Origin of the sequence: Halorubrum aidingense JCM 13560 (assembly GCF_000336995.1) — an archaeon.
Taxonomy (GTDB): Archaea; Halobacteriota; Halobacteria; order Halobacteriales; family Haloferacaceae; genus Halorubrum; species Halorubrum aidingense.
In genome coordinates this window covers 1-14,360 of the sequence record NZ_AOJI01000012.1, presented here as the reverse complement: position 1 = coordinate 14,360, position 14,360 = coordinate 1, and the positions used below count along the sequence as shown (strand labels likewise).

The following is a 14,360-nucleotide window of genomic DNA, read 5'->3' as shown; positions in this document are numbered from 1 at the left end:
GACCGAGTGACGGAGCGCAGCGAGAGCGCACCCAGGAGTGCGCCCGGAAGCACGCCCAGACGTGCGCCCGGGAGCGTCCGACGCGGCTTTATGTATCCGGAGCGCTGATCCACGAATATGACCACCACAGAGGCGCTGCTCCTCGGTCGACGGCGCGGGCTCGCCGTCACCATGGTCGTCGGCTTCGCCGCGGTCATCGCGGTGTCGCTGGCGGTGGCGCTCGTGGCGGAGCTGGCGGACCTCCCGACCGCCGCGGCGCTGACGGATCGCGTCATTCCGGTACTGGTGTTTTACGCGCCGGGGCCCATCGCGGCCGCCGGCGCCTACGCGCGATGCGGCGGTCCGGCGTGTCTGGCCGTGGGCGTCGTTCCCGCGCTGGTGTTCGCCGGACTCGTGCTCCTCGGCACGACGATCGGCGTGCCCGGCGTCGGCGAGGGCGGCGCGCCCGTAGAGGGCGTGGCGACCTCATTCGCGCTCGTCGGCCTGAGCGGGGCGTTCGTCGGCTACTGCGCCGGCGTCACCGCCGCGCTGCTGGTCGATCTGGTCGGCCGCGGACAGGTCACGGACGACTGACTCTCGGACGACTGACTCTCGGACGACCGACCTCGGGGCGGCGACGACGCGCCCCCGCGTTCGAAGCGAGCGATGACACGACGTTTATTTTCCCCCGTCTCGAACGCGGGGGCGTGCGACGCTTCTCCGCGGAGTACCTCGAACACACCCGCCGCGGCATGTGGGACGACGGTCGAGACGCGCTGGCCGACCTCGACTTGCATGGCCGGCGGACCGTCCTCGACGTCGGCTGCGGCACCGGCGAGTTGACCCGCGTGCTCGACGCGGAGACGCCGGCCGAAACGACCGTTATCGGCGTCGACGCCGACCTCGACCTCCTCGCCGTCGCCCGCGAGGAGACTGCGCTCTCCTACGTCGCCGGCGACGCCACCCGGCTTCCCGTCCCGGACGACGCCGTCGACCTCGTCGTCTGTCAGGCCCTGTTGAGCAACCTCCCCGACCCGGCCGCCGCGATCGCGGAGTTCGCGCGGGTCTCCACCGATCTCGTGGCCGCGATCGAGCCGGACAACGCCGACGTGACGGTGACCTCCACCGTCGACGCCGAGGAGCGGCTGGAGCGCGAGGCCCGGACGGCGTACCTCTCGGGGGTCGACACCGACGTGGCGCTCGGCGACCGGGTTCGGGACGCGTTCGCGGCGGCCGGACTCACGGACGTGCAGACCGGTCGGTACGTCCACGAGAAGCGGACCGCGCCGCCGTACGCCGAACCGTCGCTGTCGGCGGCGGCGCGGAAGGCCTCCGGCGCGGGGCTCGCGGATCACCGGGCGGAGTTGGTGGCGGCGACCTCCGTGGACGCCTACGACGACCTCCGGCGGCGCTGGCGCGAGATGGGCCGCGAGGTCGTCGACGCGATCGGCGCCGGCGAGTACGAGCGCGTCGAGCGCGTCCCCTTCGACGTGACCGTGGGTCGGGTGGCGTAGGCGATAGGCGATCGGCGGAGCGCTGCTGTAGGGAAAGGTGCCCGGTAGTCAGTACTCCGCCAGCCCGGCCTCGATCCGGTCGAACCCCTCCTCGATCCGGTCGACGGAGTTCGCGAAGGAGAGCCGGAGCCGCCCGGGAGCGGTGTCGCCGAAGCCGTCGCCGGGCGCGAGCACGACGCCGTGCTCCTCGAGGAGGTACTTCGCGATGTCGAGGGCGGGCGCGTCGATTCCCGGATCGAGGAAGGCGTAGAACGCGCCTTCCGGACGAGGACAGGAGAGCCCGTCGACGGCGTCGACCCGGTCGACGACGAGGTCGCGACGCTCCCGGAACGCGCGGTACATCTCCTCGAACGGTTCCTGCGGGCCGGTGAGCGCGGCGATCGCGGCGTGTTGGGCGACGCTCGACGCGCAGGCGGTGGTCGACTCGCGGACCGTGGTCACCTCGTCGATCAGGTGTCGATCGCCCGCGAGCCAGCCGAGCCGCCAGCCGGTCATGGCGTACGCCTTCGAGCAGGAGCCGACCGTCAACACGTGGTCCGGGTGGCCGGTGTACGCGGCGATCCCCTCGGTGGGGCCGTCGTACGTGAGTCCGAGGTACACCTCGTCGGCGATCACGTAGGCGTCGCGGTCGGCCGCGGCTTCGACGACCGCCCGGCACGCGTCGGGGTCGAAGACGCGGCCGGTCGGGTTCGACGGCGTCGTGAGCACGACCGCCGCGGTGTCGTCGCTCATCGCGTCGATCACGCGATCGGCGTCGAGGGCGAACCCCGTTTCCGCCGGCATGGGCACCTCGCGGAGGGTCCCGTCCGCGAGCGTCGCCTGCGTCTCGTAGTTGGGCCACGTCGGGCCCGGAACGAGCAGCTCCTCGCCGGGCGACACCGTCGCGAGAACCGCCAGGTGAAGCGCCTCCATCCCGCCGACGGTGACGACGACCTCGTCGGGGTCGTGTTCGACGCCGTACTCGCCCGCGAGCGTGTCGCTGATCGCCCGCCGACAGGCCGGCAGCCCCGCGTTGGAGGTGTAGTGCGTCGCGCCGTCTCGGGCGGCGCTCGCGGCCGCGTCGATCACGTGACCCGGCGTGTCGAAGTCCGGTTCGCCGACCTCTAACCGAACGAGATCGCCGTCGTGACGCTGTGCCAGGTCGAACATCACGCGGATCCGCGAGCGCTCTGCGTTCCGGACGCGGTCGGTGGGCGTGGGCATACCGTCCACACGGCGATCGGTCCCAAAAGCGGTCGGGTGGCGGCCAAACGCGGGCGGCGGAGACGGGCTCCCTCCGGATGCGCGTTTAAACCATGTCACCGCGCACCGACGCGCCCTCTTGTGCGGCGCGTTGCCGCTTGAGGGCGGCGGCGGCCTCGTTGGCGACGTCCTCGTCGGCGCCGAGCATGCCGATGGCCGCGGGGAGCGTCGGCATCGCGAGCGAGGCCTCGCGGAGCCGGTCGAACGCCTCGTCGTCGCGGGTGCCGTCGATCCACAGACAGACGCCGCGCGGGTCGAGCACCTCCGCGTAGGCGTCGCGGGCGATCGCCCCCTTCAGCCGCTGGCGGACGTTGTCCTCGAAGCTGGCGTTACACACTTCGAGGTGGATCGGCTCGTCGTCGGCGACGAGTTCGGCGGCGAGACACCGTTCGGGCGCGGCGTACCCGTTGTCGCTCACGCGCACGCGGTCCGGGTGCGCCTCGGCCCACTCGGCTCGCACGGAGGTGCCGACGCCCTTGATCCCGTACTCGGCCTCGAAGTCGGCCGCGGCCTCGGCGTCGCTGCCCATGATCACGTCCTTCGTGAGGTAGACGTCGAGTCGCTCGATCGGGTCGAGGCCGAGCGCGACGTCCCCGAACGCCCACACCTCGCGGACGGGGACCGGCATCGTCTCGCGCTCGACCCGATCGACGAGGGTCGCCAGCCGGTCGACGGCCTGCTCGCGGTTCATTGACGGTCCGTACGCGGGTCGCGGGCAAACCGGTTACGCTCGGATGCGGGGGAAACTGGGCCCTCGACGACCGCCGGCTCAGACGTCGTCGATTCGGTCGCCGACCGACTCCCAGTGGCTTCCCTTCCAGAACCAGCGCCTGCAGTCGCGACAGCGCCACGCGGGGCGTGGGTCGGCGTGGGGAACTGATTCGGTCGCCGACGGCGCCGCCACGTCGTCGGGCACGTAGTCGGGGCGGTCGCCGGGATCGACATCGACCCCGGCCGCATCGACTCGCTCGACCGGCCCGTTACAGGCGCCACACCGTCGCGGCTCCGCGGCAAGTTCGACGGGGTAGCCGGCGGCAGCGACCTCGCGAAGCTGATCGAGCACGTCGCGTTCGGTCAAGAGGAGGGCGTCGGCAGCGCGGGCGGCGAGTTCCCGATCGCGGGTGAACAGGGTCCGGTCCTCGGCGGCCGCGAGCGACAGGACCTGGTCGTCGGCTTCGACCCCGCGGTCGAGCGCGTACGCCGCGTCGTAGCCGCACATCCGGAGGTACGTGGCCAGCTTGCCGCACATCGCGTCGAGGAGGACGCGAGGCGGGTCGTCGGTCGGCATCAGTCGGCGAGGAACTCGCGCAGCCCGTCGGCCGAGCGCGCGTTGAGCACGTCGGCGGTCTCCGCCCAGCCGCGGCGAGCGGTGTGGACGCCGTAGCGGATATTGTCGAGTTCGCGGGGCGCGTGCGCGTCGGTGTTGACGGCGATCGTCGCGCCCGCGTCGACCGCGGCGCGCACGGCGTCGCCGTCGGCGTCGAGGCGCGCGGGGTTCGCGTTCACCTCGATCGCCGTTCCGGCGGCCGCGGCGGCCTCGACGACGGCCTCCACGTCGGGCGTGAGCCCCGGGCGGCTGTTGATGAGCCGGCCGGTCGGGTGGCCCAGCACGTCGACGTGCGGGTGTTCGACCGCCCGGATCAGCCGCTCCGTGGCGGCGTCGGAGTCCTGTCCGAGCGCGGAGTGCGGCGAGGCGACGACGAGATCGAGGTCGGCGAGCGTCTCGTCGGCGGTGGTGATCGCGCCCTCGGCGTCGATGTTGGCCTCGATCCCGTGGAACACCTCGACCGCGGCGCCGCCTTCGGTGGCCTCGTCGCCCGGCGCGCCGGCCGCGACGGCCCCGTCGACCTCGGCAACCGCCGCCGCGACCGCCTCGGCCTGCTCGGCGATCTCGGCCTCGTCGAGTCCGGTGTTCCCGAAGACCCCCGGGCCGGCGGCGTGGTCGCTAACGACGTGGTAGTCGTAGCCGCGGTCGGCCGCCGCCGCGATCATCTCCGCGATCGTGAACCCGCCGTCCGACCAGTCGGTGTGCGTGTGGAGGTCCCCGCGGATCGCGTCGGTCGCGACGAGGTCGGGGAGCGTTCCCGCGGCGGCCGCCTCGACCTCTCCGTTGTTCTCGCGGAGCTCCGGCGGGACGGGCTCCATACCGAGCGCCTCGTAGACGCCGTCTTCGGTCGCCCCGGCGACGCGCTCGCCGACGCGCTGGCCGCCGTCGGAGTTCGCGTCCTCGGTGTCCTCGGAGCCTTCGGCGTCCGCGTCGGAGTCGGCGTCGAGGGCCGCGTCGTCGACGCCGCTCACGTCGAACAGGCCGTACTCGTTGAGCTTGAGCCCGCGGTCGATAGCTCGGTTGCGGACCGCGACGTTGTGGGCGCGCGAGCCGGTGAAGTACTGGAGGGCGGCACCGAATTCGTCGGGATCGACGACCCGGAGATCGACTCGCGTGCCGCTCGCCCGGACGCTCGCCTTGCCGGTTCCCGCCTCGATCGTCGCGTCCGCCTCGGGCCACTCCGTGAACGCCTCGACGATCGGCTCGCGGGACTCGCTGGCGACGAGGAGGTCGATGTCGCCGATCGTCTCCTTCCACCGCCGGATCGAGCCGCACACCTCGGCGGCGTCGGCCGCGTCGAGGTCGGCGAGGTACGCGAGCGCCGCGTCGGCGACGGGGCGGGCGTCGCCGAGCCGGGTGCGCTTGCGGGACTCCCGCGCGAACGGGATGTTGTCGAGGATGTTCGACTCGGTCTTGGCGCCGAAGCCGGAAACCTCCTGAATATCGCCCGCCTCGGCGGCCGCCTCTAACTCGTCGAGCGTGGTTATCCCCAGCGCCTCGTAGAGGCTCCCGACCGTCTTCGGACCGACGCCCTCGACCGCGGTGAGCCCCGCCATGTCGACCGGGAGCTCCGAGCGGAGCGCCTCCAGCTCCTGGATCGCGCCGGTTTCGACGTACTCGACGATCTTCGCGGCGATCGCGTCGCCGACGCGGTCGATCTCGGCGACCGCGTCTTCGCCCTCGCCGGCGAGGTTCTCGACCGGCGCGGCGTGCTCGCGGACGTTCTCGGCGGCGCGACGGTAGGCGGTGGGCTTGTACTCGACGCCCGTCGCTTCGAGCAGGTCGGCGAACTCTTCGAGGAGGGCGGCGACCTCGTCGTTCCGGCTCATTGGACCGGAGTTCGGCCGGGCGCTCCTTATACTGCCCGCCGACCGTCCGTCGGCCCGGGATCGCCGGCGTGCCGCCGAAGGAGGAACACGACGGCGGCCCCGACCAGCACGAGCCCGCCCGCGGCGCCGAACGCGACGGCGTAGCTCACGACGGCGAGCCACCCGCCGAAGACGCTCCCGACCCCGCCGGCGAGCGCGCCGAGCGCGGCGTACATTCCCAGCGCCTCTCCGCGGATCGCCGCCGGCGCGAGCCGAGTAACGAGCGTGCCTGCGGTCACCGCGATCACCGCCCACGTCACGCCGATCAGGGTGAACACCGCGGCCGCCACACCGAACCCGAGCGCGGCCGCGCCCCACGCCGTGCCGACGAGCGCGACCGCCGGGAGGGCGATCGCGCGCGTCGACAGGGACGCGACCTGCAGGAGCGCGACGTCGCGGTCGGCGCTCAGCCGCCCGGCGGCACCGAAGAAGACGGCGGCGCCGAGGCTGTTGACGAGGTACAGCGCGAACACGCCGTCGGAGCCGAACCCGACCTCGGTCAGGAACGCCGGTAGCGGCGCGAAAAAGGCCGAGAACCCGGCGAAGAAACAGAACACGGCCGCGAAGTACGCCGCGAGCACCGGGGTGAACCGCTCGACGAACCGTCGCGGGTGAAGCCCGCGAAAGTCGGTCCGGCCCGGCGTGAACGGGAACGTGGCCGACCGGACGCTGAACCGGTCGGCGGCCCGAATGGCGCGCCGGACCCGAGTCCCGGACGCGCGTCGGTCCGCACCGGGGGACGGGTCGGCGGGGAGCGTCCGGATCCCGAGCCCCAGTCCGAGCACCGCACACGCGGTGAGGGGGACGAACAGCCATCGGATCACCGCGTCGGCGGGGAGGAACCGCGCCCCGAGCGCGGTCCAGACGGCTCCCAACAGCAGGCCGAGGGCCCAGCCGACGCCCTGGTACTGATTCAACAGCGCGATCCGTTCGCTCCACGCGCGCTCCGGGACGTCGGCGACCGCCAGCAGCGTCAATACGGGCGTGGCGGCCGCGAACGCGAACCAGATCGCGCCGTTGGCGACGATCACCGGAGCGACGCCGTCGAAGAGCGGGAGGACCCCGACCGAGACGGCGATAAGCGCCAGCATCGCGAGCACGATGCCGCGTCGGTTCCCGGTCCGGTCGGCGATCCGCCCCGCGCCGAGGGCGGCGGGGAGCCCGACGACCGCCGCGACCGCGGCGAGCACGCCCAGCACGAACGGGCCGCCGCCGAGTTCGACGACGTACAACGGGACGACGAGAGAGGCGCCGCCGAGCGCGACCGATCCGAGTCCCCAGCCGTACAGCCAGCGTTCCGCCATGCAGCCGGATACCGTAACCAGCCCGATAGACACACCGATCGGCCGACAGCAGACAGTCAACCGGCTCCGCGAAGGCCGCGCCGACTACTCCGTCAGCCACAGCCCGCCGGCGACGAGCGCCGCCGTGCCCATCGATCCCGCGAGCAGCGCGAACGCAGGGCGGAACCCGGCGACGTCGGCGATGGAGCCCACGACCACGGGCGCCAGCGCGCCCGCGCCCATCAGCAGGGTGCGAACGACGCCGAGCCCGCCCCCGGCGAGCCAGTCCGGCAGCACCTCGATCAGGTAGACGCTCCGGACGGGCTGGAAGCCGTGGGACCCGATCCCGAAGGCGGCGACGACGACGGCGGTGCCGATCGTGCCCACTCCGACGCCGGGGAGCGCCGTCAGCGCCACGAGCGCCGTCGCCGCCAGGCCGAGAGTCGCCACCATCACCGGGAACCGTCCGATCCGATCAGAGAGCTCACCGGTCACGAGCTGGGCGAGCGTCACCGCGAACACGAGCGAGTACAGCAGGTTCGCCGTCGTCGTCGGCAGCCCCACCTCTCGGGAGAGGTACAGCGGGAGGAACGCGACGAGCCCGTTGTGCGCGAACCCGAACCCGACCGTCACCAGCACGAACGCCGAGAATCTGGGGTTCCGGAACAGCCGAAGGTAATCGATCGCGCCGGGCTGCGGGCCGTCGTCGTCCTCGGTGTCGGCGTCCGACGGGAGTCGACCGGGGATCCGTATCCCGAAGGCGAGCGCGAGCGCGACGGCGGCGATCCCGGTGAGAAGAAAGAGGGCGCGCCAGTCGGCGCCCGGCAGCCGGTCGAGCAGGACCGCGAGCGACGGCGGCGCGGAGAGGACCAGCACGACCGCCGCGGGGGCGACGATTCCGCTCAGCGCGCCGAGCGTGTCGTGGATGCCGAGCATCCGACCGGTCCGGGAGGGGTAGACGCGCGCGAGCAGCCGCACGGCGACCGTCTTGTGAAGCCCCGTGCCGGTGCCGATGACGACCATGGCGACGACGAGCGCCGCGAACGGGGAGTCGACGACGAGCGCGAGCGCGCCGAGTCCGGCGACCGACGCGCCGGCGACGATCACGCGGACCGGACCGATCCGGTCGGCGACGGCGCCGCTGGGGAACTGCATCAGCGCGTACGCGATCATGAATCCCGTGAACGCGGCGCCGACGACGGCGTTGCTCACGCCGTAGGTCGCCTGTAAGGACTCGAACAGCGGCGGGAAGAGGTACCGCACGAACTTGCCGAGAAACCAGATGAGAGAGACGAGGATCAGCACGTCGTAGTTGCCGATCCGCCTGAGAGTCATCGACCGTGGGTTGCCCGGTCACCCGTATAAAGGGCCGGAACCGCCCGGACTCTGCCGGTACGTGTCGCTCTCGGGATGAGAGTGGTACTTGCTATCATCGAGGTATAACTTCGCGGTGGCGCGCGCCTCCGAGTGGCCGCCGATGGCGGCCACGAGGAGCGCCGCGCGAGGGATGCGGCGAGCGATGTAGGCGACCGAAGGGAGCCTCAAGCGAGCCGCGAGGCTGGGGAGGCGTGAGGTGCGGGGCTGTGCGTGTCGGGCGTGTCGGTCGTGACTTCGAAAGTCGGAGTCACCGAGATCCGATCCGCTATTGATAAGCGATCGGCACGACGGCATGTGTCGTTTATAAATAACCGTCAGAATCACCGTCAGAATCACCCGCAGACGACCCTGCAGGCGACCCCGAAGACCGCCTCCAACGGACGACTTAGAACGGTCCCTTCCCGCCGCCCATCATGTCGCCGAGGCCGCCGCCGCCCTCGCCGCCCATCTTCTTCATCATGCGCTGCATGTCGCCCTCGCCCATCCCCTGGAACTGGCTGATCGTCTGCTCCATCATGGAGTGCTGCTCTAAGAGCTGTCGGACGGTCTCCTCGTCGGTGCCGGAGCCGCGGGCGATCCGCTCGGTGCGTGACTGGCCGACGACACGGGGGTTCGTCAGCTCCTCGTCGGTCATCGAGTCCATGATGCGCTCGAACTTCCGCATCCGGTCTTGGGTGACGTCCATCGCGTCGTCGGGGAGCTGGTCCATCATCCCGCCGCCGAGTCCGGGGATCATGTCCATCACCTGATCGAGGGGACCCATCCGGTTCATCGCGTCCATCTGCTTTTTCATGTCCTTCAGGGTGAACTCCCCTTTCAGCATGTCCTCGGGGTCCCAGTCTTCGTCCTCGTCTTGCGCCTCCTGCATCGCGCGCTCGACGCGCTCGGAGAGCTGCTTGAGGTCGCCCATCCCGAGGAGCCGGGAGATGAACCCGGAGGGCTCGAACCGCTCGATGTCCTGGACCGTCTCGCCGGTCCCGAGGAAGGCGATGGAGGAGTCGGTCTCGTTGACCGCGGTGAGCGCGCCCCCACCCTTCGCCGTCCCGTCGAGTTTGGTGATCATCACGCCCTCGATGCCGATCGACTGCTCGAACTGGCGGGCCTGCTCTTTGGCGCCCTGTCCGATCGCGGCGTCGAGCACGAGCAGCGAGCGGTCGGGGTCGACCGCGCGTTCGATCTCCTCGATCTCCGCGATGAGGTCGTCTTCGAGCGCGTGTCGCCCCGCCGTGTCGACGATGTGGACGTCGGCGTCGGCGGTCGCGTCGAGGCCCTTCCGGGCGATGTCGACGGGGTCGTCGTTGTCGGGGTCGCCGTAGAACTCGACCTCGGCGCGCTCGCACATCTGTTTCGCCTGGTCGTACGCGCCCGGCCGGAAGGTGTCCGTCTGGATGACGGCGGGGCGGAGCCCCTTCTTCGAGAACCACCAGGCCATCTTGGCGGCGGAGGTCGTCTTCCCCGACCCCTGCAGGCCGGCGAGCAGGATCGTCTGGTTCTCTAAGGGGAGGTCCGTGGAGTCGCCGACGAGCGCCACCATCTCCTCGTAGACGATCTTGAGGACGTGGTCTTTCGCCGTGGTGCCGCCGGGCGGCTCCTCTTCGAGCGCGCGAGTCTTGATCGAGTCCGACAGCTCCATCACGAGGGAGACGTCGACGTCGGCGGAGAGGAGCGAGCGCTGGATCTCTTTGACGATCTCCTCGACGTCGCTCTCCGAGAGCCGGCTTTTCCCCTGGAGCTTGTCGAGGCTGCTCCGGAGGGACGTACCGAGGTCGTCGAGTACCATTTACCGGACGTAGGCGGGCGACGCGGTAAAGCTTTGTTCGTCGGCGGTCGCCGCGGTCGGTGCAGTCGGGCGGCCGCCGGGCGCGGCGCCGACCGTCAGAGTCGGTCAGCGACGTAGCGCTCGATCCGGTCGACGAGCGCCGGGCGGAACGTCCAGAACCCGTCCCAGACGTTCGGCTCGTCTTCGAGCGCGAGCAGCGCGACGCGGTCGCCGTCGACGTCCGCGGGCGGCGTGAACACGACGAACCACGACCGACGGTAGGGGAACGAGGTGCCGGTGTGGACCGTCACCGGCAGCGCCGACAGCGACGCCGCGTCGCCGACGCCGTACACGTGGACGTCGACGTCGGTGTCGGCGAGCGCCGCGTACACGTCGCGGGTGCCGCGCTCGTCGTTGATCCGCGAGAGCCGCTGGAACGACGCGCGAAGCGTCCCGCGACCGTGTTCGGCGGCGATGCGTTCGATGACGCGCGAAACGACGATCAGAAGCAGCTTCTCTTTGTTCGACGCCGGGTAGCCGCGGAGTCGAAACGGGACCTCCTCCAGCCCGCGAAGCACGTCCGGGAGCGCGACCTCCCCGAGGGCGACCGCCCCCGTCTTGTACAGGTCGGAGTTGATGAGCAGGACCGATTCGAGCAGTTCGTCGAGCGTCGACCGCGCGACGACCGCGTCGTCCTCGACGAGCGCGATCATGTCGTCGGGCTCGTCGGCCGCCTCGGTCTCGGTGATCGACACCGGCTGGTCGTCGAGCAGCGAGTCGAACAGGTTCCGGACCGGGTCCGGCGACGACCGGTTCACCACGACGAGGGTGCGGTCCGGCGTGACGAGCTCGTCGAAGAACGAGCGGAGCGACTCAGTCATGGATCACCCGTCGACCGTCCGATACAAAAATCGTTACTCACGCGTCGATCCCGCTACGGCTCCCGCTCGCCGTCGACGAGGCGAGCGCCCGACGGGTGCGTCTGACAGACCGCGGGGTCGTAGCCGGCGTCCGAGAGCCCGGTTCCGAGCGCGAAGACGGTGCGACCGAGCATCGCCATGGCGGCTTCCCCGGTGGCGTCCGCGACCGCGTCGATCGCCTCGGCGACCTCGGGGACGAGGAGGTCGGCGTCGGCCGCGAACTCGCGGGCCGCGGTCATCAGCGTCGGGAGCCGCGGGTCCTCGCGGAGCCGGTCGAGGGCGCGCTCGCCGGCCGCAGAGAGCGCGGTCGTGTCGCCGCTCAGCACCGCCTCGGTCGACAGTTCGCCGAAGGTGACGTACTCCACGCGCGCCTGAGAGGGGACGCCGTCGAGCGCGCCGAAACCGGGCGCACCGGGCTCGACCCGGATCGGAATCCCGCCGCGCGCCTGTGCGACCACGTCGCCGAGGCCGGTCCCGCGGCTCACCTCCGCCTCGTGGGCGATCCGGATCAGCTCGTTCTCCGAGCGCCCGCGGTCGAACGCCTCGTTGGCGGCGAGGGCGGTGCCGAGCGCCGCCGCCCCGGAGACGCCGAAGCCGGCGCCGATCGGGATGTCGGTCTCGACGTCGACGGTTACGGTCGGGCGGGACGCCGCGCCGGCGTTCGGAGGGCTCCCGTCCGCCGCCGCGACGCCGAGCACGGCCAGCACCTCGTCGACCGCACCGATCGTTCCCGGTTCGCCGTCGATGGTCGTGACCGCACCGCTGAGACCGGCCGTCAGATCGGAGGCTGCGCGCTCGCCGGGCGCCGACACGCGAACCGTGACGCCGTCGGACAGCGTCAGCCCCGCCCCGCGCGATCCGGCGGCCGCCGGCCGCTCGTTCGGGTGTGCGCTGAAGAAGGCGGTGACGTGTCCGGGGGCGAACGCGGTCGCCCGCTGCCTGCTCATGGCCGGTCGGACGGGAGCCCGTCGATTAACCGTTGTTATCCGCGGCCGGCGGCGGGGCCCGGCCCGCCTCGAAACCGGCTGCACCCGGTTTGGCCACGTATAAATAGCACCCACCCAAAAGCCGGGCGTATGCGAACGCAGCTTCGTCCCGTCCTCGCCGCCGTGTTGGCGATGCTGTTTCCCGGGCTCGGACACCTCCTCTTGCGGCGGTGGGGCCGGGCGCTGCTGTGGCACCTCACGATCGTCGGCGGCGGCGTGGCGCTGTTTTACCTGTACGACGTGACCGTCGACACGACCCTGTCGGACCCGGGCGCGGCCGCGACGGCGCTCCCGACCGACGTGGCGCTCCCGCTCGCGATCCTGTACGGGCTGTCGGCGATCGACGCCTACCTCGTCGGGCGGGCCGACATCGCGGAGCGCGAGCGCGCCGACGCCGCCGCGGAAGCGGTTCGGCGCCGCGCCGCCAGCGGGGACACCGACGCCGGGACCGCCTCGTCCGTCCCGGTCGCGGCGCTCTCCGGCGCCGACGGGGAGTCGCTGACCGTCGAGTGTCCGACGTGCGGAAAAGACACCGACGCCGACCTCGACTTCTGTCACTGGTGTACGGAGCCGCTCCCGTGGGCGGACGACGAGGAGTGACGGCCGGAGCGCCGGGCGCGGTCGAGATAGTGTCGGGGCGTCGCCCGGGCACCGTCGAGACACCGAGAGACTCGCGTCGTCCGACCGCCGAGGTCGTTTCTCACCGCTGAGAACTGCGCGCGAACGCTCATATACGGCGGTGATAACGGGTGTCGTACGAATGCGAACGACGGACGGACCATGAGCCGGAATCCACAGCGGTACGACGTTCGGGAGCTGCGCCGGATCGCGGCGGCATCGCGAGACGGCGTCGACGGAGCGCCACGAGAGCGGTCGCGCGGTCGGCCGACTCGGGATCGGAACCGGAACCGAGCGGAGCGAGCCGCCCGCTCGGCCGCGTTCACCGAGTTGCTCCAGCGGCAGCGGGGGCGGCGGCTGTCCGCGCCCGACGACGGCACGCGACTCGGTCCCACCGAGGACCGCCCGTACCTGCGAGCGATTCCGGCGTCGCCGGAGGCCGAATACGAGGTCGGCGAGTGGCTCGGCTACCTCGTCGACGTCGGCGGTCACGTGCGGGCCCGCGACGCGCTGGCGTACTACACCGAGTTGGGCTGGGTCGGCCCCGACGCCGCCGACGCGCTGACACGCCGACTGGAGGGGTTCGACGCCCCGCGCCGCGACCGGCCGTTCACGCCCGCGGACCACCGGATCAGCCTCGTCTCCGTCGTTCGGATCGCGTCGTGTGCGATCGGCGCCGAGTGAGCGGTCCCTTTTAAATGTCGAAGAGGCGATCGGCGTCGGTCGCCTGTCGGCGGTAGATGCCGCGTCCCTTCAGCCGCGGGACCTCGTGGCGGTGGAGCGTTTCGGCGTCGCAGTCGTAGACGAGCGGGAAGACGTTGGTTCGGCGGCGGGCGACGGTGTACGAGCGCGCGGCCTCGACGAGCGCCGGATCGGGGTCCGGAACCGCGGCGGTGACGTAGCCGAGCGGGGTGACCGGCCCGCGGTGGTCGTCTACGCGCTCGACGAGCACGTCGCGGAACTTGTCGGCGGCGGCGGTGAGGTCGCCCGGCGCGAGCGCGGCGTCCTCGATGAGCGTCGCGAGCACGGCCACCTCGCCGACGGACGGGTCGTCCTCGCGGATCTCCCACACGGGGTCGAAGCCGCCGGTCGACTCGTCGACGACGTCGAAGCCGTGTTCGCGGCGGTTCCGGACGACGAGATCGCGGTACTGAGTCTGATCCATACAGTGGTCACGAACCGCATGGTAAAAAATGACACACATGGCGGCGGGGGGAGGGGGGCAGTCGCACTTCCCCTCGCGCTTCGCGACGCCGACCGATCGCGAGCCGGCGAGACGGAGGTCAGAAAAGACAGCGGTGTCGGAAAATGTCGACTGCCGTCGAAGCGTATCGAGTGTCGTCGAGCGCGAGCGAGCACTGCCGCTCGGCGCGTGGGTCTGATAAAGAAAACCGCAGTGGGTCGGCCCGCGTGGGCCGATAGTTAGGTGTCGCGCGTCGCGGTCCGCGTAGCGAGGTTACTCGTTACGGCGGGTCGCGAGGAGCGCG

The 14,360-nt window shown here is 71.4% G+C and carries 14 protein-coding genes; 4 read left to right on the top strand and 10 right to left on the bottom strand.

Annotated elements, in window-relative coordinates:
• Positions 1 to 117 precede the first annotated feature (117 nt).
• Both C461_RS01680 and C461_RS01675 read left to right on the top strand, forming a co-directional pair.
• Entirely contained in the window at positions 118 to 573 is a 456-nt protein-coding gene (locus C461_RS01680) for a hypothetical protein (RefSeq protein WP_007998083.1), read from the top strand.
• 113 nt (positions 574 to 686) lie between these two features.
• The gene (locus C461_RS01675) at positions 687 to 1,493 is read left to right on the top strand and encodes a class I SAM-dependent methyltransferase (RefSeq protein ID WP_007998082.1); all 807 of its coding nucleotides are present in this window, start codon (positions 687 to 689) and stop codon (positions 1,491 to 1,493) included.
• A gap of 48 nt (positions 1,494 to 1,541) precedes the next feature.
• On the opposite strand, the gene C461_RS01670 is transcribed toward C461_RS01675, so the two are convergent.
• The 9 genes from C461_RS01670 to C461_RS01625 form a co-directional block, all read right to left on the bottom strand.
• Entirely contained in the window at positions 1,542 to 2,696 is a 1,155-nt protein-coding gene (locus tag C461_RS01670) for a pyridoxal phosphate-dependent aminotransferase (protein ID WP_007998081.1), read from the bottom strand.
• Between the two features lie 85 nt (positions 2,697 to 2,781).
• On the bottom strand, positions 2,782 to 3,426 hold the full coding sequence (locus tag C461_RS01665) for a DUF7095 family protein (protein ID WP_007998078.1): 645 nt from the start codon (positions 3,424 to 3,426) through the stop codon (positions 2,782 to 2,784).
• Positions 3,427 to 3,504: 78 nt separating this feature from the next.
• Positions 3,505 to 4,023 carry a Mut7-C RNAse domain-containing protein gene (locus C461_RS01660; protein ID WP_007998077.1) on the bottom strand — a complete coding sequence of 173 codons (519 nt, stop codon included), beginning with the start codon at positions 4,021 to 4,023 and terminating at the stop codon, positions 3,505 to 3,507.
• Positions 4,023 to 5,891, bottom strand: a complete 1,869-nt coding sequence (locus tag C461_RS01655) for a helix-hairpin-helix domain-containing protein (RefSeq protein WP_007998076.1) — start codon at positions 5,889 to 5,891, stop codon at positions 4,023 to 4,025. Before C461_RS01655 ends, C461_RS01660 begins: the two co-directional genes overlap by 1 nt.
• A 26-nt stretch (positions 5,892 to 5,917) precedes the next feature.
• A complete protein-coding gene (locus tag C461_RS01650; protein ID WP_007998075.1) occupies positions 5,918 to 7,234 on the bottom strand; it encodes an MFS transporter in 1,317 nt (438 codons plus the stop codon).
• An 84-nt stretch (positions 7,235 to 7,318) separates the two neighbouring features.
• Positions 7,319 to 8,548 (bottom strand): MFS transporter, encoded by a 1,230-nt coding sequence (locus C461_RS01645; RefSeq protein WP_007998074.1) that lies wholly within the window; start codon positions 8,546 to 8,548, stop codon positions 7,319 to 7,321.
• A gap of 427 nt (positions 8,549 to 8,975) precedes the next feature.
• Positions 8,976 to 10,370 carry a signal recognition particle protein Srp54 gene (locus C461_RS01635; RefSeq protein ID WP_007998072.1) on the bottom strand — a complete coding sequence of 465 codons (1,395 nt, stop codon included), beginning with the start codon at positions 10,368 to 10,370 and terminating at the stop codon, positions 8,976 to 8,978.
• Between the two features lie 95 nt (positions 10,371 to 10,465).
• Complete coding sequence (locus C461_RS01630; RefSeq protein WP_007998070.1) at positions 10,466 to 11,230, bottom strand: DICT sensory domain-containing protein; 765 nt, start codon at positions 11,228 to 11,230, stop codon at positions 10,466 to 10,468.
• 53 nt (positions 11,231 to 11,283) lie between these two features.
• Positions 11,284 to 12,216, bottom strand: coding sequence for a pantoate kinase (locus tag C461_RS01625; RefSeq protein WP_007998068.1), 933 nt, complete (start codon positions 12,214 to 12,216; stop codon positions 11,284 to 11,286).
• A gap of 129 nt (positions 12,217 to 12,345) precedes the next feature.
• On the opposite strand from C461_RS01625, the gene C461_RS01620 reads away from it, so the two are divergent.
• Together C461_RS01620 and C461_RS01615 are read left to right on the top strand one after the other, a co-directional pair.
• Entirely contained in the window at positions 12,346 to 12,855 is a 510-nt protein-coding gene (locus tag C461_RS01620; protein ID WP_007998066.1) for a DUF6677 family protein, read from the top strand.
• A 180-nt stretch (positions 12,856 to 13,035) separates the two neighbouring features.
• Positions 13,036 to 13,557 (top strand): FlaD/FlaE family flagellar protein, encoded by a 522-nt coding sequence (locus C461_RS01615; protein WP_007998064.1) that lies wholly within the window; start codon positions 13,036 to 13,038, stop codon positions 13,555 to 13,557.
• Between the two features lie 10 nt (positions 13,558 to 13,567).
• On the opposite strand, the gene C461_RS01610 is transcribed toward C461_RS01615, so the two are convergent.
• The gene (locus tag C461_RS01610; protein ID WP_007998062.1) at positions 13,568 to 14,038 is read right to left on the bottom strand and encodes a hypothetical protein; all 471 of its coding nucleotides are present in this window, start codon (positions 14,036 to 14,038) and stop codon (positions 13,568 to 13,570) included.
• Positions 14,039 to 14,360 lie beyond the last annotated feature (322 nt).

What these genes read in the sequence shown, in the direction of transcription:
- C461_RS01680 (WP_007998083.1), top strand. Translation starts at nt 118, where the DNA reads ATGACCACCACAGAGGCGCTGCTCCTCGGTCGACGGCGCGGGCTCGCC.
- C461_RS01670 (WP_007998081.1), bottom strand. Translation starts at nt 2,696, where the DNA reads ATGCCCACGCCCACCGACCGCGTCCGGAACGCAGAGCGCTCGCGGATC.
- C461_RS01665 (WP_007998078.1), bottom strand. Translation starts at nt 3,426, where the DNA reads ATGAACCGCGAGCAGGCCGTCGACCGGCTGGCGACCCTCGTCGATCGG.
- C461_RS01660 (WP_007998077.1), bottom strand. Translation starts at nt 4,023, where the DNA reads ATGCCGACCGACGACCCGCCTCGCGTCCTCCTCGACGCGATGTGCGGC.
- C461_RS01655 (WP_007998076.1), bottom strand. Translation starts at nt 5,891, where the DNA reads ATGAGCCGGAACGACGAGGTCGCCGCCCTCCTCGAAGAGTTCGCCGAC.
- C461_RS01650 (WP_007998075.1), bottom strand. Translation starts at nt 7,234, where the DNA reads ATGGCGGAACGCTGGCTGTACGGCTGGGGACTCGGATCGGTCGCGCTC.
- C461_RS01645 (WP_007998074.1), bottom strand. Translation starts at nt 8,548, where the DNA reads ATGACTCTCAGGCGGATCGGCAACTACGACGTGCTGATCCTCGTCTCT.
- C461_RS01635 (WP_007998072.1), bottom strand. Translation starts at nt 10,370, where the DNA reads ATGGTACTCGACGACCTCGGTACGTCCCTCCGGAGCAGCCTCGACAAG.
- C461_RS01630 (WP_007998070.1), bottom strand. Translation starts at nt 11,230, where the DNA reads ATGACTGAGTCGCTCCGCTCGTTCTTCGACGAGCTCGTCACGCCGGAC.
- C461_RS01625 (WP_007998068.1), bottom strand. Translation starts at nt 12,216, where the DNA reads ATGAGCAGGCAGCGGGCGACCGCGTTCGCCCCCGGACACGTCACCGCC.
- C461_RS01620 (WP_007998066.1), top strand. Translation starts at nt 12,346, where the DNA reads ATGCGAACGCAGCTTCGTCCCGTCCTCGCCGCCGTGTTGGCGATGCTG.
- C461_RS01615 (WP_007998064.1), top strand. Translation starts at nt 13,036, where the DNA reads ATGAGCCGGAATCCACAGCGGTACGACGTTCGGGAGCTGCGCCGGATC.
- C461_RS01610 (WP_007998062.1), bottom strand. Translation starts at nt 14,038, where the DNA reads ATGGATCAGACTCAGTACCGCGATCTCGTCGTCCGGAACCGCCGCGAA.